25 protein-coding genes are annotated in these 22,817 nt (G+C 65.4%); all 25 read left to right on the plus strand.

Annotated elements, in window-relative coordinates; genetic code table 11:
- Positions 1-152: 152 nt before the first annotated feature.
- The 25 genes from fliE to ACY8GK_RS01810 all read left to right on the plus strand — a co-directional run bounded on the left by fliE (position 153) and on the right by ACY8GK_RS01810 (position 22,808).
- On the plus strand, positions 153-485 hold the full coding sequence (gene fliE / locus ACY8GK_RS01690) for a flagellar hook-basal body complex protein FliE (RefSeq protein WP_196176588.1): 333 nt from the start codon (positions 153-155) through the stop codon (positions 483-485).
- A gap of 14 nt (positions 486-499) precedes the next feature.
- A complete protein-coding gene (gene fliF, locus ACY8GK_RS01695) occupies positions 500-2,278 on the plus strand; it encodes a flagellar basal-body MS-ring/collar protein FliF (RefSeq protein ID WP_196176586.1) in 1,779 nt (592 codons plus the stop codon).
- Complete coding sequence (fliG, locus tag ACY8GK_RS01700) at positions 2,271-3,290, plus strand: flagellar motor switch protein FliG (protein WP_196176584.1); 1,020 nt, start codon at positions 2,271-2,273, stop codon at positions 3,288-3,290. The genes fliF and fliG overlap by 8 nt, the downstream gene beginning before the upstream one ends.
- A 76-nt stretch (positions 3,291-3,366) precedes the next feature.
- Positions 3,367-4,137, plus strand: coding sequence for a flagellar assembly protein FliH (fliH, locus tag ACY8GK_RS01705; RefSeq protein ID WP_462402097.1), 771 nt, complete (start codon positions 3,367-3,369; stop codon positions 4,135-4,137).
- Positions 4,127-5,485: a flagellar protein export ATPase FliI gene (fliI, locus tag ACY8GK_RS01710; RefSeq protein WP_196176566.1), complete on the plus strand. Its 1,359-nt coding sequence runs from the start codon at positions 4,127-4,129 to the stop codon at positions 5,483-5,485. Before fliH ends, fliI begins: the two co-directional genes overlap by 11 nt.
- Before the next feature lie 5 nt (positions 5,486-5,490).
- Entirely contained in the window at positions 5,491-5,943 is a 453-nt protein-coding gene (gene fliJ / locus ACY8GK_RS01715; RefSeq protein ID WP_196176564.1) for a flagellar export protein FliJ, read from the plus strand.
- A gap of 74 nt (positions 5,944-6,017) precedes the next feature.
- Positions 6,018-6,347 (plus strand): STAS domain-containing protein, encoded by a 330-nt coding sequence (locus ACY8GK_RS01720; RefSeq protein ID WP_196176562.1) that lies wholly within the window; start codon positions 6,018-6,020, stop codon positions 6,345-6,347.
- Complete coding sequence (locus tag ACY8GK_RS01725; RefSeq protein WP_196176560.1) at positions 6,334-6,576, plus strand: hypothetical protein; 243 nt, start codon at positions 6,334-6,336, stop codon at positions 6,574-6,576. The genes ACY8GK_RS01720 and ACY8GK_RS01725 overlap by 14 nt, the downstream gene beginning before the upstream one ends.
- A gap of 26 nt (positions 6,577-6,602) precedes the next feature.
- Entirely contained in the window at positions 6,603-6,950 is a 348-nt protein-coding gene (locus tag ACY8GK_RS01730) for an Hpt domain-containing protein (RefSeq protein WP_196176558.1), read from the plus strand.
- 71 nt (positions 6,951-7,021) lie between these two features.
- Entirely contained in the window at positions 7,022-8,278 is a 1,257-nt protein-coding gene (locus tag ACY8GK_RS01735) for a flagellar hook-length control protein FliK (protein ID WP_196176556.1), read from the plus strand.
- 166 nt (positions 8,279-8,444) lie between these two features.
- Positions 8,445-8,942: a flagellar basal body-associated protein FliL gene (fliL, locus tag ACY8GK_RS01740; protein WP_196176554.1), complete on the plus strand. Its 498-nt coding sequence runs from the start codon at positions 8,445-8,447 to the stop codon at positions 8,940-8,942.
- Between the two features lie 9 nt (positions 8,943-8,951).
- A complete protein-coding gene (fliM, locus tag ACY8GK_RS01745) occupies positions 8,952-9,920 on the plus strand; it encodes a flagellar motor switch protein FliM (protein WP_196176553.1) in 969 nt (322 codons plus the stop codon).
- 43 nt (positions 9,921-9,963) lie between these two features.
- On the plus strand, positions 9,964-10,431 hold the full coding sequence (fliN, locus tag ACY8GK_RS01750; RefSeq protein ID WP_196176551.1) for a flagellar motor switch protein FliN: 468 nt from the start codon (positions 9,964-9,966) through the stop codon (positions 10,429-10,431).
- Positions 10,432-10,878, plus strand: a complete 447-nt coding sequence (gene fliO, locus ACY8GK_RS01755; protein WP_462402098.1) for a flagellar biosynthetic protein FliO — start codon at positions 10,432-10,434, stop codon at positions 10,876-10,878.
- The gene (gene fliP, locus ACY8GK_RS01760; protein WP_196176547.1) at positions 10,878-11,630 is read left to right on the plus strand and encodes a flagellar type III secretion system pore protein FliP; all 753 of its coding nucleotides are present in this window, start codon (positions 10,878-10,880) and stop codon (positions 11,628-11,630) included. The genes fliO and fliP overlap by 1 nt, the downstream gene beginning before the upstream one ends.
- 19 nt (positions 11,631-11,649) lie before the next feature.
- Complete coding sequence (gene fliQ / locus ACY8GK_RS01765; protein ID WP_196176544.1) at positions 11,650-11,919, plus strand: flagellar biosynthesis protein FliQ; 270 nt, start codon at positions 11,650-11,652, stop codon at positions 11,917-11,919.
- 7 nt (positions 11,920-11,926) lie between these two features.
- On the plus strand, positions 11,927-12,703 hold the full coding sequence (gene fliR / locus ACY8GK_RS01770) for a flagellar biosynthetic protein FliR (RefSeq protein ID WP_462402099.1): 777 nt from the start codon (positions 11,927-11,929) through the stop codon (positions 12,701-12,703).
- A 2-nt stretch (positions 12,704-12,705) separates the two neighbouring features.
- Positions 12,706-13,848, plus strand: a complete 1,143-nt coding sequence (gene flhB, locus ACY8GK_RS01775) for a flagellar biosynthesis protein FlhB (RefSeq protein ID WP_196176540.1) — start codon at positions 12,706-12,708, stop codon at positions 13,846-13,848.
- A 262-nt stretch (positions 13,849-14,110) separates the two neighbouring features.
- The gene (flhA, locus tag ACY8GK_RS01780; protein ID WP_196176538.1) at positions 14,111-16,240 is read left to right on the plus strand and encodes a flagellar biosynthesis protein FlhA; all 2,130 of its coding nucleotides are present in this window, start codon (positions 14,111-14,113) and stop codon (positions 16,238-16,240) included.
- 11 nt (positions 16,241-16,251) lie between these two features.
- Positions 16,252-17,568, plus strand: a complete 1,317-nt coding sequence (gene flhF, locus ACY8GK_RS01785; RefSeq protein ID WP_462402100.1) for a flagellar biosynthesis protein FlhF — start codon at positions 16,252-16,254, stop codon at positions 17,566-17,568.
- Positions 17,569-17,667: 99 nt separating this feature from the next.
- Positions 17,668-18,510, plus strand: a complete 843-nt coding sequence (gene fleN / locus ACY8GK_RS01790) for a flagellar synthesis regulator FleN (protein ID WP_196176797.1) — start codon at positions 17,668-17,670, stop codon at positions 18,508-18,510.
- Positions 18,507-19,247, plus strand: coding sequence for an RNA polymerase sigma factor FliA (fliA, locus tag ACY8GK_RS01795; RefSeq protein WP_196176534.1), 741 nt, complete (start codon positions 18,507-18,509; stop codon positions 19,245-19,247). The genes fleN and fliA overlap by 4 nt, the downstream gene beginning before the upstream one ends.
- Positions 19,248-19,401: 154 nt before the next feature.
- Entirely contained in the window at positions 19,402-19,776 is a 375-nt protein-coding gene (locus ACY8GK_RS01800) for a chemotaxis response regulator CheY (protein ID WP_196176532.1), read from the plus strand.
- A gap of 17 nt (positions 19,777-19,793) precedes the next feature.
- Positions 19,794-20,582: a protein phosphatase CheZ gene (locus ACY8GK_RS01805; protein ID WP_462402101.1), complete on the plus strand. Its 789-nt coding sequence runs from the start codon at positions 19,794-19,796 to the stop codon at positions 20,580-20,582.
- A gap of 12 nt (positions 20,583-20,594) precedes the next feature.
- A complete protein-coding gene (locus ACY8GK_RS01810; protein ID WP_196176528.1) occupies positions 20,595-22,808 on the plus strand; it encodes a chemotaxis protein CheA in 2,214 nt (737 codons plus the stop codon).
- The last annotated feature ends 9 nt before the right edge of the window (positions 22,809-22,817 follow it).

The raw sequence follows: 22,817 nt of genomic DNA on the forward strand, positions 1-22,817 counted from the left end.
GAAGGCCGCTTCGCGGCTTCGTCGGCATCGGTTTCCACGGCTTTCGAGCAGTCTGGCGAACATTCGCTCAGAGGTCTGGCATCCTTGTTGCTAGGTCCTGCCTATCCGCTGCATGAGTGTCAAAAAAATGCGGCCGTCGCAGAGAGTAGTCCATGAGCCAAGGTGTTGAATTCAATCGTTTGATGTTGGACATGCGGGCCATGCAGGCCGAAGCCATGTCCATGCCCAGGGCAGCGGTTTCGGCTGCGTCCGAGGTCGGTTCGAGCAACTTCGCCGATATGCTCGGCCAGGCGATCGGCAAGGTCCACGAGACCCAGCAGGCGTCTTCGGCGCTGGCCAATGCCTTCGAGATCGGCAAGGGCGGGGTCGACCTGACGGATGTGATGATCGCCTCGCAGAAGGCCACCGTGTCGTTCCAGGCGTTGACCCAGGTACGCAACAAGCTGGTCCAGGCGTACCAGGACATCATGCAGATGCCGGTTTGAGGGCAAGTTAAGTCATGGCCGATGCAGTCGTCGACAATCCACCCGCCAAGAGCGGCCCGGCAGCTGGCAAGCCCGCGCTGCCTGGCATGGCGTTCCTGGAAAACATCTCGCGCATGCCCATGCTGCGTCAGGTCGGCCTGCTGGTCGGCCTGGCCGCCAGCGTGGCCATCGGTTTCGCCGTGGTGCTCTGGTCGCAGCAGCCGGACTATCGGCCGCTGTACGGCAGTCTGGCAGGCATGGACACCAAGCAGGTCATGGACACCCTGGCGGCTGCCGACATCCCCTACAATGTCGAGCCCAACTCCGGCGCCTTGCTGGTCAAGGCCGACGACCTGTCTCGCGCCCGCCTGAAGCTGGCGGCCGCCGGCGTGGCGCCGAGCGACGGCACGGTCGGCTTCGAGCTGCTGGACAAGGAACAGGGGCTGGGCACCAGCCAGTTCATGGAGGCCACGCGCTATCGCCGCAGCCTGGAGGGTGAACTGGCCCGCACCATCGCCAGCCTGAACAACGTCAAGGCCGCGCGGGTGCACCTGGCGATTCCCAAGAGTTCGGTGTTCGTGCGTGACGAGCGCAAGCCCAGCGCCTCGGTGCTGATCGAGATGTATGCCGGCCGCAGCCTGGAAGCCGGGCAGGTGATGGCCATCGTCAACCTGGTGGCGACCAGCGTGCCGGAACTCGACAAGTCGCAAGTCACGGTCGTGGACCAGAAAGGCAACCTGCTGTCGGAGCAGCTGCAGGACACGGCCCTGACCATGGCCGGCAAGCAGTTCGACTACAGCCGCCGCATGGAAGGCCTGCTGACCCAGCGGGTGCACAACATTCTGCAGCCGGTGCTGGGCAACGACCGCTACAAGGCCGAGGTCTCCGCCGACGTCGACTTCACCGCGGTGGAATCGACCTCGGAACAGTTCAACCCTGACCAGCCGGCGCTGCGCAGCGAGCAGGCGGTCAACGAGCAGCGTTCCAGCAGCCAGGGCCCGCAAGGTGTTCCCGGGGCCTTGAGCAACCAGCCGCCGGGCGCCGCGAGCGCGCCGCAGGTCGCCGGTGGCGGTGCCGCGGCGGCCGGGGCGATCCAGCCTGGCCAGCCGCTGGTCGATGCCAATGGGCAGCAGATCATGGATCCGGCGACCGGCCAGCCGATGCTGGCGCCATACCCCAACGACAAGCGCGAGCAGACCACGCGCAACTTCGAGCTGGACCGCTCGATCAGCCACACCCGCCAGCAGCAGGGGCGCTTGACTCGCCTGTCGGTCGCGGTGGTGGTGGACGACCAGGTCAAGCTCGACGCGGCCACCGGCGAGACCAGCCGCGTGCCGTGGAGTGCCGAGGACCTGGCGCGCTTCACCCGCCTGGTGCAGGACGCGGTGGGCTTCGATGCCAGCCGTGGCGACAGCGTGAGCGTGATCAACGTGCCGTTCGCCGCCGACCGTGGCGAGGTGATCGCGGAGATTCCGTTCTACTCGCAACCGTGGTTCTGGGACATCGTCAAGCAGGTGCTGGGTGTGCTGTTCATCCTGGTCCTGGTGTTCGGCGTGCTGCGTCCGGTGCTCAAGAACATTTCCGGTGGCGGCAAGCAGACGGCGGCCGAGACCGAGGCCGAGCTGGGCGGCATGATCGGCATGGACGACGAGCTGGCCAACGACCGAGTCAGCCTGGGCGGTCCACAGAGCATCCTGCTGCCGAGCCCGAACGAGGGCTACGAGGCGCAGCTCAACGCAATCAAGGGCCTGGTGGCCGAAGACCCGGGCCGGGTGGCCCAGGTCGTCAAAGAGTGGATCAACGACGATGAGTGACAACCGAGCCGTTACCGCCAAGCTGAGCCGCGTCGACAAGGCGGCGATTCTCCTGCTCTCGCTGGGCGAGAGCGACGCCGCGCAGGTGCTGCGGCACATGGGGCCCAAGGAGGTGCAGAAGGTCGGCGTGGCCATGGCCCAGCTGGGCAACGTCCACCGCGAGCAGGTGCAGCAGGTGATGAGCGAATTCGTCGAGATCGTCGGCGAGCAGACCAGCCTGGGCGTCGGCTCCGACGGCTACATTCGCAAGATGCTCAACCAGGCGCTCGGCGAGGACAAGGCCAATGGCCTGATCGACCGTATCCTGCTCGGTGGCAACACCAGCGGCCTGGACAGCCTCAAATGGATGGAGCCGCGCGCCGTGGCCGACGTGATCCGCTACGAGCATCCGCAGATCCAGGCCATCGTGGTCGCCTACCTCGACCCCGACCAGGCCGGCGAGGTGCTGAGCAACTTCGACCACAAGGTGCGCCTGGACATCATCCTGCGCGTGTCGTCGCTCAACACCGTGCAACCGGCGGCGCTCAAGGAGCTCAACCAGATCCTCGAGAAACAGTTCTCCGGCAACTCCAATGCCGCGCGCACTACCCTCGGCGGGATCAAGCGCGCCGCGGACATCATGAACTTCCTCGACAGCTCCGTGGAAGGCCAGCTGATGGATTCGATCCGCGAGATCGACAACGACCTGTCCGAGCAGATCGAAGACCTGATGTTCGTCTTCAACAACCTGGCCGACGTGGACGACCGTGGCATCCAGGCACTGATGCGCGAAGTCTCCTCCGACGTGCTGGTGGTGGCGCTCAAGGGGGCCGACGAACGGGTCAAGGACAAGGTCTTCAAGAACATGTCCAAGCGTGCCTCGGAACTCCTGCGTGACGACCTCGAGGCCAAGGGCCCGGTGCGGGTCAGCGACGTCGAGACGGCGCAGAAGGAGATCCTCACCATCGCCCGGCGCATGGCCGAGGCCGGCGAGATCGTGCTCGGCGGCAAGGGCGGCGAGGAAATGATCTGAGGCAATTCCCACGGGGCGCGCCGCTGGCTTGCAGTCGACGGCGCCGATCCAGTCCGCCACCAAGGTATCGAGCAGCATGTCCAGCACCGAGCATCCCAGCGACCTGATACGCGCCAGCGACCTGCGAGGGGTCGACGTCTGGGCGCTGCCGAGCTTCGATCCGGAGCCGGAACCTGTGCCCGAGCCGGAACCCGAGCCGCAAGCCGTCGAGGAGGAGGTCGAGGAAGTTCCCCTCGAAGAGGTCCAGCCGCTGACCCTCGAAGAACTCGAAAGCATTCGCCAGGAGGCCTACAACGAAGGCTTCGCCACGGGCGAGCGCGAAGGTTTCCATAGCACCCAACTGAAGGTCCGCCAGGAAGCCGAGGCGGCGTTGGCGGCCAAGCTGGCGAGCCTGGAGCGGGTCATGGCGCATCTGCTCGAGCCGATCGCCGAGCAGGATGCGCTGATCGAGCGTTCCCTGGTGCATCTGGCCGGCCATCTCGCCCGCCAGGTGATCGGTCGCGAGCTGCGCGCCGACTCGGCACAGGTGCTGACCCAGGTGCTGCGCGAGTCGCTCAAGCTGCTGCCAATGGGCGCGGACAACATCCGCATCTACCTCAACCCCCAGGATTTCGATGCCGCCAAGGCGCTGCGCGAACGCCACGAAGAGCAGTGGCGGCTACTCGAAGACGACAGCCTGCTGCCCGGCGGGTGCCGGATCGAGACCATGCACAGCCGGATCGACGCGACCATGGAAACCCGTATCGAGAAGGCGGTCGGCCAGTTGTTCGAGCAGATGCACGACCAGCTCCTGCACCCGGCGACGGCAGACATCCTGGTCGATTCGGAGCGCGGCGATGCGTCTTGAGCGCACCAGCTTCGCCAAGCGCCTGGCGACCTACGCCGATGCGGTCGAGCTGCCTGCCCAGCCGGTGATCGAAGGACGCCTGCTGCGCATGGTCGGCCTGACGCTCGAGGCCGAAGGCCTGCGCGCGGCGGTCGGCAGTCGCTGCCTGGTGATCAACGACGACAGCTATCAGGCGGTGCAGGTGGAAGCCGAGGTGATGGGCTTTTCCGGCAGCAAGGTGTTCCTCATGCCGGTCGGCAGCGTGGCCGGCATCGCGCCCGGCGCTCGGGTCGTGCCGCTGGCCGACAGCGGGCGCCTGCCGATGGGCATGAGCATGCTCGGGCGCGTGCTCGACGGAGTCGGCCGTCCGCTCGACGGCAAGGGTGGCATGAAGGCCGAGGACTGGGTACCCATCGATGGGCCGGTGATCAACCCGCTCAACCGCGATCCGATCAGCCAGCCGCTGGATGTCGGCATTCGCAGCATCAATGGCCTGTTGACCGTCGGGCGCGGCCAGCGCCTGGGCTTGTTCGCCGGTACCGGCGTGGGCAAGTCGGTGCTGCTGGGCATGATGACGCGCTTCACCGAAGCCGAGATCATCGTGGTCGGGCTGATCGGCGAACGCGGTCGCGAGGTCAAGGAGTTCATCGAGCACATCCTTGGCAGCGAGGGGCTCAAGCGCTCGGTGGTGGTCGCCTCGCCAGCCGACGATGCACCGCTGCTGCGCCTGCGCGCGGCCATGTACTGCACGCGCATCGCCGAGTACTTCCGTGACAAGGGCAAGAACGTGCTGTTGCTGATGGATTCGCTGACGCGTTTCGCCCAGGCCCAGCGGGAAATCGCCCTGGCCATCGGCGAACCACCGGCCACCCGCGGCTATCCGCCCTCGGTGTTCGCCAAACTGCCCAAGCTGGTGGAGCGCGCCGGCAACGGCGAGCGTGGCGGTGGTTCGATCACCGCGTTCTATACCGTGCTCTCCGAGGGTGACGACCAGCAGGACCCGATCGCCGACTCGGCGCGCGGCGTGCTGGATGGGCACTTCGTGCTGTCGCGGCGGCTGGCCGAGGAAGGCCATTACCCGGCCATCGATATCGAAGCCTCGATCAGCCGGGTCATGCCCCAGGTGGTCAGCCAGGAACAGTTGCGCCAGGCCCAGAAGTTCAAGCAGCTCTGGTCGCGACTGTCCCAGGCGCGCGATTTGATCAGCGTGGGCGCCTATGTGGCCGGTGGCGATGCGGAAACCGACCTGGCCATTGCCTTGCAGCCCAGGCTGGTCGGGTTTCTGCGTCAGGCGCTGGATGAGAACGTCAGTCTCGAAGCGAGCCGGGACCAGCTGGCCAGCCTGTTCGCCACGCCGGCGGGCGGCTGATCGGCATGGCCCAGCCCAGTCGAGCGGCGCGCCTGGCGCCGGTGGTGGAAATGGCCGAGGAGGCCGAGCGCAAGGCTGCCCAGCGGCTTGGACACTTCCAGCAGCAGCTTGGCCAGGCCCAGGCCAAGCTGGCCGAACTGGAACGCTTTCGCGAAGACTACCAGGCGCAATGGCTCGAGCGAGGCGGGCAGGGGGTCAACGGCAGCTGGCTGCTCAACTACCAGCGTTTCCTCGGCCAGCTCGAGACAGCCATGAACCAGCAGCGCCAGAGCCTGGCCTGGCACCAGAACAACCTGAACAACGCCCGTGGCACCTGGCAGCAGGCCTATGCTCGGGTCGAGGGGCTGCGCAAGCTGGTCCAGCGCTACCTGGACGAAGCGCGCCGCGCCGAGGACAAGCGCGAACAGAAGCTGCTCGACGAGCTGTCGCAGCGCCTGCCCAGGAGCGAGCAGTCCTGACTACCTTGCTGCCTCCAGGCTGGCCTGCTACACCTTTGTAGTCCGTAACCGCCATCATCGAAGGAATCGCTCGCATGGCAGTCGAAGCAGATTTTTCACTGGATGAAAAACGGCTGACGATCAAGATCAGGGGCCGCTTCGATTTCGGCAAGCACCAGGATTTTCGTAACGCCTACGAACACCTGCCGGCGCGCGCCGAGTCGGTCGTCGTCGACCTGGGCGCGGCCACCTACCTCGACAGTTCGGCGCTGGGCATGCTGTTGTTGCTGCGTGATCACCAGGGCGAGCAGGACGCTGGCCGGATCCAGGTGATCAACACCAGTTCGGATGTCTACCAGATCCTGGCCATCTCCAACTTCACCCAGCTGTTCGAGATCAGCCAGAGGCCGGATGTCTGCCGATGAGCCGCTCCAGGTCCTGCTGGTCGAACCGAAGGCCGATGGCGGGCGTCTGATGACAGAGGGGCTCGATGGCTTCGAGGGCGACGTCGATCAGGTGCTTTCGCTTTTGGCCGTGGAGCAGGGGCTCAGTGGGCGTGGCTTGCACCTGGTCAGGCAGCTGAGCCGCAGGGCGCGCTGGCTCGATGGCGGTCGACGCGCATACGTGGAATTGGCCTGGCAAAGCCAGGCATGAATGGCTTGGATCAAAGGAGTGAACAAGTGACACCGACCCATATCGATCACAAGGTACTCAGTGATCTGCGGGAAGTCATGGAAGATGGCTACCCGCAGTTGCTCGAGACCTTCCTGGAAGATTCCGAGCGACGCCTGAGCCAGTTGCACCGGGCGCGCAGCGCAGGCGAGCTGGGCCTGGCCGCGCACAGCTTCAAGGGCAGCAGCAGCAACATGGGCGCCATTGGCCTGGCCGAACTGTGTCGCCAGCTCGAGGAGCGGGTTCGCCATTCGCCGCTGCAAGGGGTGGATGAACTGATCAGTCGCATCGACCGTGAATATAGCGAGGTCGAGCAGTTCTATCGTAGCGAGCGGGAGCGAATCGGCACCCAGTAGGTCAGGCTGGCGCGAGTTTTGCCTGTCTTTTCGCCAGCACACCTTCAGCTTTCTGGCGCGGAGACTTTTCAATGCCTGCTGCATCCAATCCCCTGTTGCAACTCGGCCCGCTGGGCAATGCGGCGCGCGCCAGTGCCTCGGCAGCGGACAAAAGCCCGCAGGCCGGGGCTTCCAAGGCTAACGGTTTCGACCAGGTGCTGGCCGGGCAAGCGCGTGAAAACGGCGCCGCGCGGGCTGCCACGGCGCGTGCGAAAGACCGCGGCGAGGCGGCCGCTCCCGGCAAGCCTGGGCCGTCGGGCATTGCCGCCGACGGCAAGACGGCGCCGGGGGCGGCCAAGGGCGACGGCGTCAAGGCTGCCGATCCCGCGTCGGCCGATGCCAGGCTGGTGGCCGGGCAGGTGACCGACGGCCAGCCGGGCGGGCAGATGCTCCAGGCCCAGGCCGAAAGCGTCGCGCCGCTGCTCCAGGCGGCGCTGCAGCAGCCGGGCCAGGCCGTCGAGGGCGAGGCCTTCGATCCCGAGGCCGACCCCTTGGCGGACATGCCCGCCTTGCGCCTGGCCTTGCAGCAAAGCGCCCAGGCCCAAGGCCTTGGCAGCGCCCAGGCGACCGATGACCAGGGCGGCGAGTCGCAGCCGGGCACCCCAGGCGCCGTCAATCCATTGGCGAATTTGGCCGAAGCCTTGCTCGAAGAGCAGCCTGGCCAGTCCGAGCCGGGCGACCAGGCATTCGGCGCCTTGCTCGAAGAGGGCCTCAAGGATGTCCAGGGCAGTGCCAGCGATAGTCGCGTCGATGATTTCGCCAACCGCCTGGCGTCGCTGACCCAGGCCGTCACGCCGAAGGCCGCCGAAGCGACGGCGGCGGGCAACCCCTTGCAGCAGCCGCTGGCGATGAATCAGGATGCCTGGAGCGAGGGGCTGGTCAACCGGGTGATGTACCTGTCCAGCCAGAACCTCAAGTCGGCCGATATCCAGCTCGAGCCAGCCGAACTCGGGCGGCTGGACATCCGTGTCAACATGGCAGCGGATCAATCGACCCAGGTCACCTTCATCAGTGGTCACGCCGGGGTGCGCGACACTCTCGATAGCCAGGTGCACCGCTTGCGGGAACTGTTCGCCCAGCAGGGCCTGGCGCAGCCGGACGTCAATGTCGCCGATCAGTCTCGTGGCCAGCAGCAGCAACAAGCTGGACAGGACCCATCGCGGCTGTCGGGCGTGGCGGCCCGCCGAGCCGAGGCCGGGGAGGCAGTGGAGCAAGGAGCGGACCAGACGCGGACGCTCGCCGAGCGCCAGGTGGTGATCGGCAGCAGCGCCGTGGATTACTACGCCTGAGCCGATCGTGACCGGTCGCTGGCGCGTACCTGGCCAGGGCGACTGGTCCGGACACGCCGCGGCAAGACCCGTTTCGACCAGCCGGCAGTTCGCCGCTAACCTGGCATAACACTTGCTCAAGCCCCGTCATTCACCCTTGACCCTCGATGGATGACGGATTATTGGCATGGCAAAGAGCGACGAAGCAAAAGACCCCGCCGCCAAAGGCAAACTCAAGCTGATCCTGCTACTGGTAGGCGGGCTGCTGCTGGCGGTCGGCCTGTCGGTCGGCGCCACCTGGTTCTTCATGCACAAGAGCGAGCCGGCGCCCGATGCCGAGGCAGCCCAGGCCAATGCGCGGCCCGCTGCCATCTACGAGGCACTTACCCCGGCCTTCGTGGTCAACTTCAACCAGAACGGCCGGCAACGCTACATGCAGGTGAGCATCACTTTGCAGGCGCGCAACCAGGCTGATCTGGACGCGCTCAAGGTGCATATGCCGGTCATCCGCAACAACCTGGTGATGATGTTTTCCGGGCAAGGCTTCGATACCTTGGCCGGCAGTCCGGTCGGCCAGGAGATGCTGCGCCAGAAGGCCACCGCCGTGGTCCAGGAAGTGGCGCAGAAGGAAGTCGGCAAGCCGGTCGTCGACCAGCTGCTGTTCACCAACTTCGTACTGCAGTAGGAGCTCCAGATGGCCGTGCAGGACCTGCTGTCCCAGGATGAGATCGACGCCCTGCTGCATGGGGTGGACGATGGCCTGGTGCAGACCGAGGCGGTTGCCGAACCCGGCAGCGTCAAGAGCTACGACCTGACCAGCCAGGATCGCATCGTCCGTGGACGCATGCCGACCCTGGAAATGATCAACGAGCGCTTCGCCCGCTATACCCGCATCAGCATGTTCAACCTGCTGCGCCGCTCCGCCGACGTGGCGGTCGGCGGCGTGCAGGTGATGAAGTTCGGCGAGTACGTGCATTCGCTGTACGTGCCGACCAGCCTGAACCTGGTCAAGATCAAGCCGCTGCGTGGCACCTCGTTGTTCATCCTTGACGCCAAGCTGGTGTTCAAGCTGGTCGACAACTTCTTTGGTGGCGATGGCCGCCACGCCAAGATCGAGGGCCGGGAATTTACCCCGACCGAACTGCGCGTGGTGCGCATGGTGCTGGACCAGGCCTTCGTCGACCTGCGCGAGGCCTGGCAGGCGATCATGCCGGTCAACTTCGAGTACATCAATTCCGAGGTCAACCCGGCCATGGCCAACATCGTCGGGCCCAGCGAGGCGGTGGTGGTCTCGACCTTCCACATCGAGCTGGACGGCGGCGGCGGCGATCTGCACGTCACCATGCCGTATTCGATGATCGAACCGGTGCGCGAGATGCTCGACGCAGGCTTCCAGTCCGACCTGGACGATCAGGACGAGCGCTGGGTCAAGGCCCTGCGCGAGGACGTGCTGGATGTGAGCGTGCCGCTCAGTGCCACGGTGGCCCGGCGCCAGCTCAAGCTGCGCGACATCCTGCACATGCAGCCGGGCGACGTGATTCCGGTCGAGCTGCCGGAGCACCTGCTGGTGCGCGCCAACGGCGTGCCAGCGTTCAAGGCCCGCCTGGGCTCGCACAAGGGCAACCTGGCCCTGCAGATCATCGACCCGGTCGAACGCCGCTGACGGCGCGACACCCACCCCGAATCGAATGCCTGTCGAGGACATCATGGCCAACGAAAACGAGATCACCTCCCCTGAAGACCAGGCCCTTGCCGACGAATGGGCCGCGGCCCTGGAAGAGTCCGGCAGCACCGGGCAGGCGGACATCGACGCCTTGCTCGCCGCCGATGCCGGCCAGTCTCCGGGCGCCGGGCGCCTGCCGATGGAGGAGTTCGCCAGCTCGCCGCGGCCCAAGGAGCACGTCAACCTCGAGGGGCCGAACCTGGACGTGATCCTGGATATCCCGGTGAGCATCTCCATGGAAGTCGGCAGCACCGAGATCAACATCCGCAACCTGCTGCAGCTCAACCAGGGCTCGGTCATCGAGCTCGACCGGCTGGCCGGCGAGCCGCTGGACGTGCTGGTCAACGGTACCCTGATCGCCCATGGCGAGGTGGTGGTGGTCAACGAGAAGTTCGGCATTCGCCTGACCGACGTGATCAGCCCCAGCGAGCGCATTCGGAAGCTGCGCTGAATGGTCGGCGCGATGCGTGGCGCAGGCGTGCTCGTCCTGCTGCTGGCCAGCCCGCTGGCGCTTGCGGCGAGCGTCGCGCCGGCCGGCGCGGCAACGCCACCGGGCAGCCTGGGCGGGCAGCTGGCGCAGATGCTGTTCGGCCTGCTGCTGGTGGTCGGCCTGATCTTCCTGCTGGCCTGGCTGCTGCGCCGGGTGCAGGGCGCCGCGCCCCGGGGCGGGCAGGTGATCGAGATCCTCGACAGCCGGACCATCGGGCCGCGCGATCGGCTGCTGCTGGTGCAGGTCGGCAAGGAGCAGGTACTGCTTGGCCATAGCCCGGGCCGCATCGAAGCCCTGCATGTGCTGGCCGAACCGGTCGAGGTGCCGGACAGCGCCCGCCAGGCCACCCCGGAATTCGCCCAGCGCCTGATGGAGCTGATGGGCAAGGACCACAAGGACAAGACGTGATGGGCGCATGGCGCATGTTGTTGACCCTGGCGCTGCTGTCGGCCGCGCCGCTGGCGCTGGCCGCCGACCCGCTGTCGATCCCGGCGATCACTCTGTCCAACGGTCCGGACGGGCAGCAGGAATATTCGGTCAGCCTGCAGATCCTGCTGATCATGACGGCGCTGAGCTTCATCCCGGCGATCGTCATCCTGATGACCAGCTTCACCCGCATCATCATCGTCTTCTCCATCCTGCGCCAGGCGCTGGGCCTGCAGCAGACGCCCTCGAACCAGGTGCTCACCGGCCTTGCCCTGTTCCTCACCCTGTTCATCATGGCACCGGTGTTCGACCGGGTGAACCGCGATGCCTTGCAACCCTACCTGAACGAGCAGATGACCGCCCAGCAGGCGCTCGAGCGCGCGCAGGTGCCGCTCAAGGACTTCATGCTGGCGCAGACCCGGCAGAGCGACCTGGACCTGTTCGTGCGCCTGTCCAAGCGCACCGACATCGCCGGACCGGACCAGGCGCCGCTGACCATCCTGGTGCCGGCCTTCGTCACCTCGGAACTCAAGACCGCCTTCCAGATCGGCTTCATGATCTTCATCCCGTTCCTGATCATCGACATGGTGGTCGCCAGCGTGCTGATGGCCATGGGCATGATGATGCTTTCGCCGCTGATCATCTCGCTGCCGTTCAAGATCATGCTGTTCGTGCTGGTGGATGGCTGGGCGCTGATCATGGGTACGCTGGCCAGCAGTTTCGGCGGCGTCTGATGCCTCGAGGAGAATTGCCATGACCCCGGAAGTCGCCGTCGACCTGTTTCGCGACGCATTGTGGCTGACCACGCTGATGGTCGCCGTGCTAGTGGTGCCAAGCCTGCTGGTGGGCCTGGTGGTGGCCATGTTCCAGGCCGCCACGCAGATCAACGAGCAGACCCTGAGCTTCCTGCCTCGTCTGCTGGTGATGCTGGTGACGCTGATCGTCACCGGGCCCTGGCTGGTGCAGAAGTTCATGGAGTACATCACCGGCCTGTACACCGGCATTCCGCAGCTGATCGGTTGAGGCAGCCATGCTCGAGCTGACCGACGCGCAGATCGGCACCTGGGTCGCGACCTTCATCCTGCCGCTGTTTCGTGTCACGGCGGTGTTGATGACCATGCCGATCTTCGGCACGCGGATGCTGCCGGCCCGCATCCGCCTGTACCTGGCCGTGGCCATCACGGTGGTCATCGTGCCTGGCCTGCCGCCGCTGCCGCAGGTCAATCCGCTTGGCCTGGACGGGTTGCTGCTGTGCGCCGAGCAGATCATCGTCGGGGTGATGTTCGGACTCTCGCTGCAGCTGCTGTTCCAGGCCTTCGTGATAGCCGGGCAGATCGTCGCGATCCAGATGGGCATGGCCTTCGCCTCGATGGTCGATCCGGCCAACGGGGTCAACGTGGCGGTGGTCAGCCAGTTCATGAGCATGCTGGTGAGCATGCTGTTCCTGGTCATGAACGGGCACCTGGTGCTGTTCGAGGTGATGACTGAGAGCTTCACCACCTTGCCGGTCGGCCAGGCCCTGGTGGTCGGGCAGTTCTGGGAGCTGGCCGGGCGCATGGGCTGGGTGCTCGGTGCCGGGCTGCTGTTGATCCTGCCGGCGATCACCGCGCTGCTGGTGGTGAACATCGCCTTCGGCGTGATGACCCGCGCCGCGCCGCAGCTCAATATCTTCTCGATCGGCTTTCCGCTGACCATGGTGCTTGGCCTGGTCATCTTCTGGATCGGGCTGGCCGACATCTTCTCCCACTACCAGGCCCTGGCCAGCGAAGCGCTGCAGTGGCTCGGTGAACTGGCACGGGCGCGTTGAGCATGGCCGATAGCGAAGGCGGACAGGACAAGACGGAAGAACCCACGGAAAAGCGCCGTAAGGACGCCCGCGAGAAGGGCGAGATCGCTCGCTCGAAGGAACTCAATACCGTGGCCGTGACCCTGGCCGGTGCCGGCGGACTACTGGCTTTCGGCGGGCACCTGGCGCAAACCCTCATGGCGATGATGCGCAGCAACTTCAGCGTGCCGCGCGAAGCGCTGATGGACGAGCGCAGCATGGGCCTGTTCCTGCTTGCCTCCGGCAAGATGGCCATCTGGGCCACCCAGCCGGTGCTGATCCTGCTGTTCGTGATCGCCTTCGTCAGCCCGATCGTGCTGGGCGGGTTCCTGTTCTCGGCGAACCTGCTGGCGCCCAAGTTCAGCCGCATGAACCCGCTGTCGGGCCTCAAGCGCATGTTCTCGCTGCATGCGCTGACCGAGCTGCTCAAGGCGATCGCCAAGTTCCTGGTGATCCTGCTGGTCGCCCTGGTGGTGCTGTCCGGCGACCGCCAGGCGCTGCTGGCCATCGCCAACGAGCCGCTCGAGCAGGCCATCGTCCACAGTGTCCAGGTGGTTGGCTGGAGCGCCTTGTGGATGGCTGCGGGCCTGCTGCTGATCGCGGCCGCCGACGTGCCGTTCCAGCTCTGGCAGACGCACAACAAGATGAAGATGACCAAGCAGGAAGTGCGCGACGAGTACAAGAACTCCGAAGGCAAGCCGGAGGTCAAGCAGCGCATCCGGCAACTGCAGCGCGAGGTCTCGCAGCGACGGATGATGGCCGCCGTGCCGGATGCCGATGTCATCATCACCAACCCGACCCACTATGCCGTAGCGCTCAAGTACGATCCGGAAAAGGGCGGCGCGGCGCCGTTGCTGCTGGCCAAGGGCGCCGACTTCCTGGCCCTGAAGATCCGCGAGATCGGTGCCGGGCACAACGTGCAGATCCTCGAGTCCCCGGCATTGGCCCGAGCGATCTACTACAGCACGGAGCTGGAGCAGGAGATTCCCGGCGGATTGTACCTGGCGGTGGCGCAGGTGCTGGCCTACGTGTACCAGATCCGCCAGTACCGCGCCGGCAAGGGCAAGGCGCCGGAGCCGCTGAAGAAGGATTTGCCCATACCAGATGACCTGCGTCGGGACGAATGAAACAGGGTCGGCATAAGAGAGGCGTCGTGCCGCGATGAGCCGCAAGGCGGTCCCGTGGCCTTCTGCGACACCTGGCGCTCATCGTTGTCCACTGGACAGCCGGATTGCGACCCATCGCGGCACCCCGGCTGCGACCGGTCATGGCCATGAGACTGCGGCCGCGTGAGGAAGAAGGCATCGATCTACAAAGTTGGAAAGCTTCTTGCAAAGGCAGCGCCGAACGCCTTCCTGGCGTCAAAGTTCTGCTCGAAGAGGATTCCCGGTGGATCGCAGTCAGTTGATCAGCAACGCCCGTAGCAACCTGGCCGGCCTCGGCCGTGGCAGTCTGGGCGTGCCCTTGTTGTTGCTGGTGATGCTGGCGATGATGATGTTGCCGATCCCGCCGTTCCTGCTCGATGTCTTCTTCACCTTCAATATCGCGCTGTCGATCGTGGTCCTGCTGGTCTGCGTCTATGCCTTGCGTCCACTGGACTTCGCCGCGTTCCCGACCATCCTGCTGGTGGCCACGCTGCTGCGCCTGGCGCTGAACGTCGCTTCCACCCGGGTAGTGATGCTCCACGGCCAGGAAGGGCACGGCGCCGCGGGCAAGGTGATCCAGGCCTTCGGCGAGGTGGTCATCGGCGGCAACTACGTGGTCGGCGCGGTGGTCTTCGCCATCCTCATGATCATCAACTTCGTGGTGGTGACCAAGGGCGCCGGGCGCATCTCCGAGGTCAGCGCGCGCTTTACCCTCGATGCCATGCCGGGCAAGCAGATGGCCATCGATGCCGACCTCAACGCTGGCCTGATCGATCAGGCCCAGGCCAAGGCCCGGCGGGCCGAGGTGGCCCAGGAAGCCGAGTTCTACGGCTCGATGGATGGCGCCAGCAAGTTCGTCCGCGGTGATGCCATTGCCGGGCTGCTGATCCTGTTCATCAACCTGATCGGCGGCATGCTGATCGGCATGCTCCAGCACGGCATGCCGTTCAGCGAGGCGGGCAAGGTCTATGCGTTGCTGACCATCGGTGACGGCCTGGTGGCGCAGCTGCCTTCGCTGCTGCTTTCGACCGCGGCGGCGATCATGGTGACCCGTGCCTCCGGCTCCGAGGACATGGGCAAGCTGATCAACCGGCAGATGTTCGACTCGCCCAAGGCGCTGGGGGTGTCGGCGGCGCTGATGATCGTCATGGGTCTGGTACCTGGCATGCCGCATATCGCCTTCATTGGCCTTGGCCTGCTGGCAGCCGGCGGCGCCTATCTGGTGTGGCGCAAGCAGCAGCAGGTCAAGGCCAAGGCCGAGGCCGAGCTGCAGCGCCAGCAGGACCTGCTGCCTTCGCCACAGCGCGCCCTGGAAACCAAGGAGCTGGGCTGGGACGACGTCACCCCCATCGACATGATCGGCCTGGAGGTCGGCTATCGGCTGATCCCGCTGGTCGACCGCAACCAGGATGGACAACTGCTGGCGCGGATCAAGGGCGTGCGCAAAAAACTCTCGCAGGACCTGGGCTTCCTGATGCCCACGGTGCATATCCGCGACAACCTGGACCTGGCGCCCAGCGCCTATCGGTTGACCCTGATGGGGGTGATCCTGGCCGAGGCGGAAATCTATCCGGACCGCGAACTGGCGATCAACCCCGGCCAGGTGTTCGGTACGCTCAATGGCATCGCCGCGCGCGATCCGGCCTTTGGCCTGGAGGCGGTATGGATCGATGTGGGCCAGCGCGCCCAGGCGCAATCCCTTGGCTACACTGTGGTGGATGCCAGCACCGTGGTCGCGACGCACCTGAACCAGATCCTGCAGAAGCACTGCCATGAACTGATCGGGCATGAAGAGGTCCAGCAGTTGTTGCAGGTGCTGGCCAAGGCATCGCCGAAGCTTGCGGAAGAACTGGTGCCGGGTGTCATTTCCTTGTCGGGGTTGCTCAAGGTATTGCAGGCACTGTTGTCCGAGCAGGTACCGGTGCGCGATATTCGTAGCATTGCCGAAGCGATCGCCAACAATCCGAACAAGAGTCAAGATACCGCCGCGCTGGTTGCGGCAGTGCGCGTCGGATTGTGTCGCGCCATCGTGCAAAGCATTGTAGGCGTTGAGTCGGAGTTGCCGGTCATCACGCTCGAGCCAAGGTTGGAACAGATCTTGCTCAATAGTCTCCAGCGAGCCGGGCAGGGTCAGGAAGACGGTGTCCTGCTGGAGCCGAGCATGGCCGAGAAGCTGCAGCGCTCGTTGATCGAGGCAGCGCAGCGGCAGGAAATGCAGGGCCATCCGGCGATCCTGCTGGTCGCCGGTCCGATCCGCGCCATGCTTTCGCGGTTCGGGCGCCTGGCGGTACCCAACCTGCATGTGCTGGCGTACCAGGAAATACCGGATAACAAGCAAGTCACCATCGTTGCCACCGTGGGCCCGAACGGCTGAGGTAGTGGGTTATGCAAGTGAAGCGTTTTTTCGCCGCTGACATGCGTCAGGCCATGAAGCTGGTCCGTGACGAGCTTGGCTCCGATGCCGCCATCATCGGCAACCGACGCATCGCTGGCGGCGTCGAGCTGACCGCTGCGCTGGATTACAAGCAGTCGGCGCTTGCGCCACGGGTGCCGAACATCGAGCTCGAGCAGGAGCTGCGCAAGACCCAGTCGCGCATCGTCACCGCCCAGGCCGAGCTCAATGGTCGCGGCGAGGACGACGAGGCCGGCGGCAACCGCCAGTTGTTCGCCGGGCTGCCGCTGACCGCCTCGGAGCCGCTGCAGCAGCCGCATGTCGAGCCCAAGCCGTCCGCCACGGCGCCCGCGCCGGCGCCGGTCGACCCACGGCTGTTCGATGCCATGCGCTCGGAGCTTTCCGGCCTGCGCGAGTTGCTCGAAGTGCAGCTCGGCTCGCTGGCCTGGAGCCAGTTGCAGGGCAGCAAGCCGCAGCAGGCCAATATCTGGCGGCGCCTGCAGCGCATCGGCCTGTCCGGTGCACTGAGCCGCGAGCTGCTCGAACTCACCGCCGAGATCGCCGAGCCGCGACAGGCCTGGCGCATGATCCTGGCGCACCTGGCACGTATGATCGAAGTACCGCAGGTCGAGCCGATGGAAGAGGGCGGCGTGATCGCCCTGGTCGGCCCGGCCGGCATGGGCAAGACCACCACCCTGGCCAAGCTGGCCGCGCGCTATGTGCTCAAGTACGGCGCGCACAATCTAGCGCTGGTCAGCATGGACAGTTTTCGCATCGGCGCACAGGAACAGCTCAAGACCCTCGGCCGGATTCTCAACGTGCCGGTGACCTACGTCGATCCGGGCGAATCGCTGGTCCAGGCGCTCGAGCCGCTGATGCGCAAGCGCGTGGTGCTGATCGATACCGCCGGCCTGCAGGCCAGCGATCCGGCGCTGCGCATGCAGCTGGAGTCCCTGGCCGGACGTGGTATCGCCTCGAAGAATTACCTGGTGCTGGCCACCACCAGCCAGAAGCAGGTGCTCACCGCCGCCTACCACAGCTACAGCCGCTGCGGCCTGGCCGGTTGCATCCTGACCAAGCTCGACGAAACGGCGAGTCTCGGCGAAGTGCTGAGCCTGGCCATCAGCCATCGGCTACCGGTGGCCTATCTGACCGATGGACCACGCATCCCCGACGACCTGCACCTGCCGCGCAAGCACCAGCTGGTCAGCCGCGCGGTCAGCGTGCAGTTACAGGACGAGCCCAGCGACGAGGCCATGGCCGACATGTTCGCTGATCTCTATCACAGCCCGGGCAAGCGTGCAGGTTGAATTCAATGCATATCACCTCCATCCAGGGGGCTTCCAGCCCACGATGGGCCAGGCAGGCGCGGTACCGCGCCTGGTCCGGGTCCCAGCGAGACAAGGTAAATAACAGACATGGGTAGCATGCATCCCGTACAGGTGATCGCCGTGACCGGCGGCAAAGGTGGCGTGGGCAAGACCAACGTTTCAGTGAACCTGTCGCTGGCACTGGCGGAGCTTGGCCGCCGGGTCATGTTGCTGGACGCCGACCTTGGCCTGGCCAACGTCGACGTGCTGCTGGGCCTTACGCCCAAGCGCACCCTGGCCGACGTGATCGAAGGCCGTTGCGAGCTGCGCGACGTGCTGCTGCAGGGGCCGGGCGGGGTACGCATCGTGCCGGCCGCCTCCGGCACCCAGAGCATGGTGCACCTGGCACCGGCCCAGCACGCCGGCCTGATCCAGGCCTTCAGCGAGATCGGCGACAACCTCGACGTGCTGGTGATCGATACCGCCGCCGGCATCGGCGATTCGGTGGTCAGTTTCGTCCGCGCGGCCCAGGAGGTCCTGCTGGTGGTGTGCGACGAGCCGACCTCGATCACCGACGCTTATGCGCTGATCAAGCTGCTCAACCGCGACTACGGCATGAACCGCTTCCGCGTGCTGGCCAACATGGCGCAGAGTCCCCAGGAAGGGCGCAACCTGTTCGCCAAGCTGACCAAGGTGACCGACCGTTTCCTCGACGTCGCCCTGCAGTATGTCGGTGCCGTGCCGTACGACGAGTGCGTGCGCAAGGCGGTGCAGAAGCAGCGCGCGGTCTACGAGGCGTTTCCTCGCTCCAAGTGCGCGCTGGCCTTCAAGGCCATCGCGCAGAAAGTCGATAGCTGGCCGTTGCCCGCCAATCCACGCGGGCATCTGGAATTCTTCGTCGAGCGTCTGGTGCAGCCCACCAGCGTGGGTCCGGTACTATGAGCGCGAGCGGATTGAAGATGTACGGCAAGGCGTCGCGCGACGCCCAATACGAGCTGGTCGAGCGCTACGCGCCCTTGGTCAAGCGGATCGCCTACCACCTGCTGGCGCGCCTGCCGGCGAACGTCCAGGTCGAGGACCTGATCCAGGCGGGCATGATCGGCCTGCTCGAAGTGGCCAACAAGTACGATGCGAGCAAGGGTGCCAGCTTCGAGACCTATGCCGGTATCCGCATCCGCGGCGCCATGCTCGACGAAGTGCGCAAGGGCGACTGGGCCCCGCGTTCGGTGCATCGCAACACCCGCATGGTTAGCGACGCGATACGCGCGGTGGAGTCGCGCAGCGGCCGTGACGCTAAAGATCATGAGGTCGCTGCCGAACTCCAATTGAGCCTCGACGATTACTACGCGATCCTCAACGATACCTTGGGTAGCCGCCTGTTCAGCTTCGACGACCTGTTGCAGGACGGCGAGCACGAAGGCCTGCACGAGGACGGCGCCAGTGCCCAGGCCGAACCCTCGCGCGACCTGGAAGACGAACGCTTCCAGGCGGCGCTGACGGATGCGATCGCCAACCTGCCCGAGCGTGAACGGCTGGTGCTGGCGCTGTACTACGACGAGGAGCTCAACCTCAAGGAGATCGGCGAGGTGCTGGGAGTCAGCGAATCGCGGGTCAGCCAGTTGCACAGCCAGTGCGCGGCGCGCTTGCGAAGCCGCCTGGGCGAATGGCGGGCGCGCTGAGAAGTCGCGGGCTGCAAGAAAAAGCGAATTGTGTTGATGGGGGGAGCGACGCTCGCACAAACGACGCTCGCCAGCTTGCAGCTCCCCAAGAATGAAGTGCGCGCTCGGCGCCGAGCGTGTTTGAGACTGCCTGGAGGCCTAATTGAACAAAGACATGAAAATCCTCATCGTGGACGATTTTTCGACGATGCGGCGGATCATCAAGAACCTCTTGCGTGATCTGGGTTTCACCAATACCGAAGAGGCCGATGATGGCACCACGGCGCTGCCGATGTTGCAGAACGGCCACTACGACTTCCTGGTGACCGACTGGAACATGCCCGGCATGTCCGGCATCGACCTGCTGCGCAAGGTGCGCGCCGACGAGCGGCTCAAGGCCATGCCGGTGCTGATGGTCACCGCCGAAGCCAAGCGTGACCAGATCATCGAGGCGGCCCAGGCCGGGGTCAACGGCTATGTGGTCAAGCCTTTCACGGCACAGGTGCTCAAGGAAAAAATCGAAAAGATCTTCGAGCGCGTCAACGCTTGAGCAGTGCAGAGGGCGCCATGGAGTCAAAGCAAACGTCTCTCGGGGAGTTCGAAACGACCCTCAAGAAGCATGCCCAGGAATTGGTCGAGAGCCTCGAGCGAGGCCGTTTCGGCGAAGCGGTGCAACTGATCCACCAGCTGAACCAGACCCGCGATCGTGGCTTGTATCAGGAAGTCGGCAAGCTCACGCGCGAGCTGCACAGCGCGATCGTCAACTTCCAGATCGACCCGCGCACGCCGCAGGCCGAGGAAGTGTCGCAGATCACCGACGCCACCGAGCGCCTGGCCTATGTGGTCAAGCTGACCGAGGGAGCGGCCAATCGCACCATGGATCTGGTGGAAGCCAGCACCCCGGTGGTCAACGAGCTGGCCGCCCAGGCGCAGGCGCTGGGGGGCGACTGGCAGCGGTTCATGCGGCGGGAGCTGGATGCCGCGGAGTTCCGCGAACTGGCCCGGCGCGTCGACGCTTTCCTGGCGCGCAGCGCCGAGGGTAACCGCAAGGTCAGCGGGCATCTCAACGACATCCTGCTGGCGCAGGATTACCAGGACCTCACCGGGCAGGTCATCAAGCGGGTCACCGCGCTGGTCACCGATGTCGAAAGCAACCTGCTCAAGCTGGTGCTGATGGCCAGCCAGGTCGATCGCTTCGCCGGCATCGAACATGACCATCAGCAGCTGCGCGCGGAAAAAGATCAAGAAAAACATCCGACTCGGGGTGAAGGTCCGCAGATTCATGCCGATAAGCGTGAAGACGTCATGTCCGGCCAGGACGATGTCGATGATCTGCTGTCCAGCCTTGGTTTTTAAGGAGCACCTTTGATGAGCTTCGGCGCCGATGAAGAAATCCTTCAGGATTTCCTGGTAGAAGCCGGCGAAATTCTCGAGCAACTGTCCGAGCAACTGGTCGAGCTGGAAAGCCGACCGGATGATGCCGACCTGCTCAATGCCATCTTTCGCGGTTTTCACACGGTAAAGGGAGGCGCCGGCTTTCTCCAGCTCAATGAGCTGGTGGAGTGCTGCCACATTGCCGAGAACGTCTTCGACATCCTGCGCAAGGGCGAGCGGCGCGTCGACGCCGAGCTGATGGACGTGGTCCTGGAGGCGCTCGACACGGTCAATGGCATGTTCGGGCAGGTCCGCGAGCGCAGCGAAGTGACCCCGGCCACGCCCGAGCTGCTGGCGGCCCTGGCGCGCCTGGCCGAGCCGGCCAGTGCCGAGCCCGCGCCCGCCCAGCCGGCGGCGGCGCCTGTCGAGCCGGTAGCGGCGCCAGCGGACGATATCACCGACACCGAGTTCGAGCAGTTGCTCGATTCGCTGGATGCGGTCAAGGCCGAGGCCGAGGCGGCCCAGCGGCCACTGGATGAGCCGGCGGCGACGGCAGATGACGAGATCAGCGATGCCGAGTTCGAGTCGTTGCTCGATCAGTTGCATGGCAAGGGCCAGTTTTCCCCGGCGGTCGTTTCGCCGCCTGCCCAGCAACCGGCAACCGCTTCGGCCAGCGACGAGATCACCGACGACGAGTTCGAGGCCCTGCTCGACCAGTTGCATGGCAAGGGTACCTTCGATGCCGATGCGCTCGCGCCTGCCGCCGTCGCGGCGCCACCGACGGGCTCGCCCGTCACGGCCACGAACGAGCACATCACCGAACAGGAATTCGAAGCCCTGCTCGACGAGCTGCATGGCAAGGGCAAGTTCACCAACGAGGCGGTCGCCAGCGCGCCTGCCGCGACGAAGCCCCAGCAGACGCCCGCCACGGCGCATCCCGCGCCAGTATCGGCGCCTGCGGCCTCGGCTGCGACGGCCAGGCCCGTGGCGCCTGCGCGCTCGCCTGCGCCAGTGGCCGAGAAGCATCCGGCCAGCGAAGCCGAGACCACGGTACGGGTGGACACCGCGCGTCTCGACGAGATCATGAACATGGTCGGCGAGCTGGTGCTGGTACGCAACCGGCTGGTGCGCCTGGGGCTCAACAGCGGCGACGAGGCCATGTCCAAGGCCGTGTCCAACTTGGACGTGGTGACCGCCGACCTGCAGACCGCCGTCATGAAGACGCGCATGCAGCCGATCAAGAAGGTCTTCGGGCGTTTTCCGCGCCTGGTCCGCGACCTGGCTCGCCAGTTGCGCAAGGAAATCAACCTGGAGCTGGTCGGCGAAGAGACCGACCTGGACAAGAACCTGGTGGAAGCGCTGGCCGACCCGCTGGTGCACCTGGTGCGCAACGCCGTCGACCATGGCATCGAGACCCCGGAGGAGCGCGAGGCCGCCGGCAAGGCGCGCACCGGCCGTGTCGTGCTGTCGGCCGAGCAGGAGGGCGACCATATCCTGTTGTCGATCTCTGACGACGGCAAGGGCATGGATCCGAACGTGCTGCGCGCCAAGGCGGTCGAGAAGGGGCTGATGGACCGCGACGCCGCCGAACGGCTGAGCGAGTCCGACTGCTACAACCTGATCTTCGCCCCGGGCTTTTCGACCAAGACCGAGATTTCCGATGTGTCCGGCCGTGGGGTCGGCATGGACGTGGTCAAGACCAAGATTTCCCAGCTCAACGGCTCGATCAACATCTTCTCGGCCAAGGGTCAGGGTTCGAAGATCGTCATCAAGGTGCCGCTGACCCTGGCGATCATGCCGACCCTGATGGTCATGCTCGGCAACCAGGCCTTCGCCTTCCCGCTGGTCAACGTCAACGAGATCTTCCACCTGGACCTGTCGCGAACCAACGTGGTCGATGGCCAGGAAGTGGTGATCGTGCGCGACAAGGCCCTGCCGCTGTTCTACCTCAAGCGCTGGCTGGTGCGCGACCAGGTCCACGAAGAGCAGCGCGAAGGGCATGTGGTGATCCTTTCCGTCGGCACCCAGCGCATCGGCTTCGTGGTCGACCAGCTGGTCGGCCAGGAAGAGGTGGTGATCAAGCCGCTGGGCAAGATGCTTCAGGGCACCCCGGGCATGTCCGGCGCCACCATCACCGGCGACGGTCGCATCGCGTTGATCCTCGACGTACCCAGCATGCTCAAGCGCTACGCCGCGCGGCGCATTTGATCACGGCGG

It is taken from the genome of Pseudomonas sp. Marseille-QA0332 (assembly GCF_054950175.1).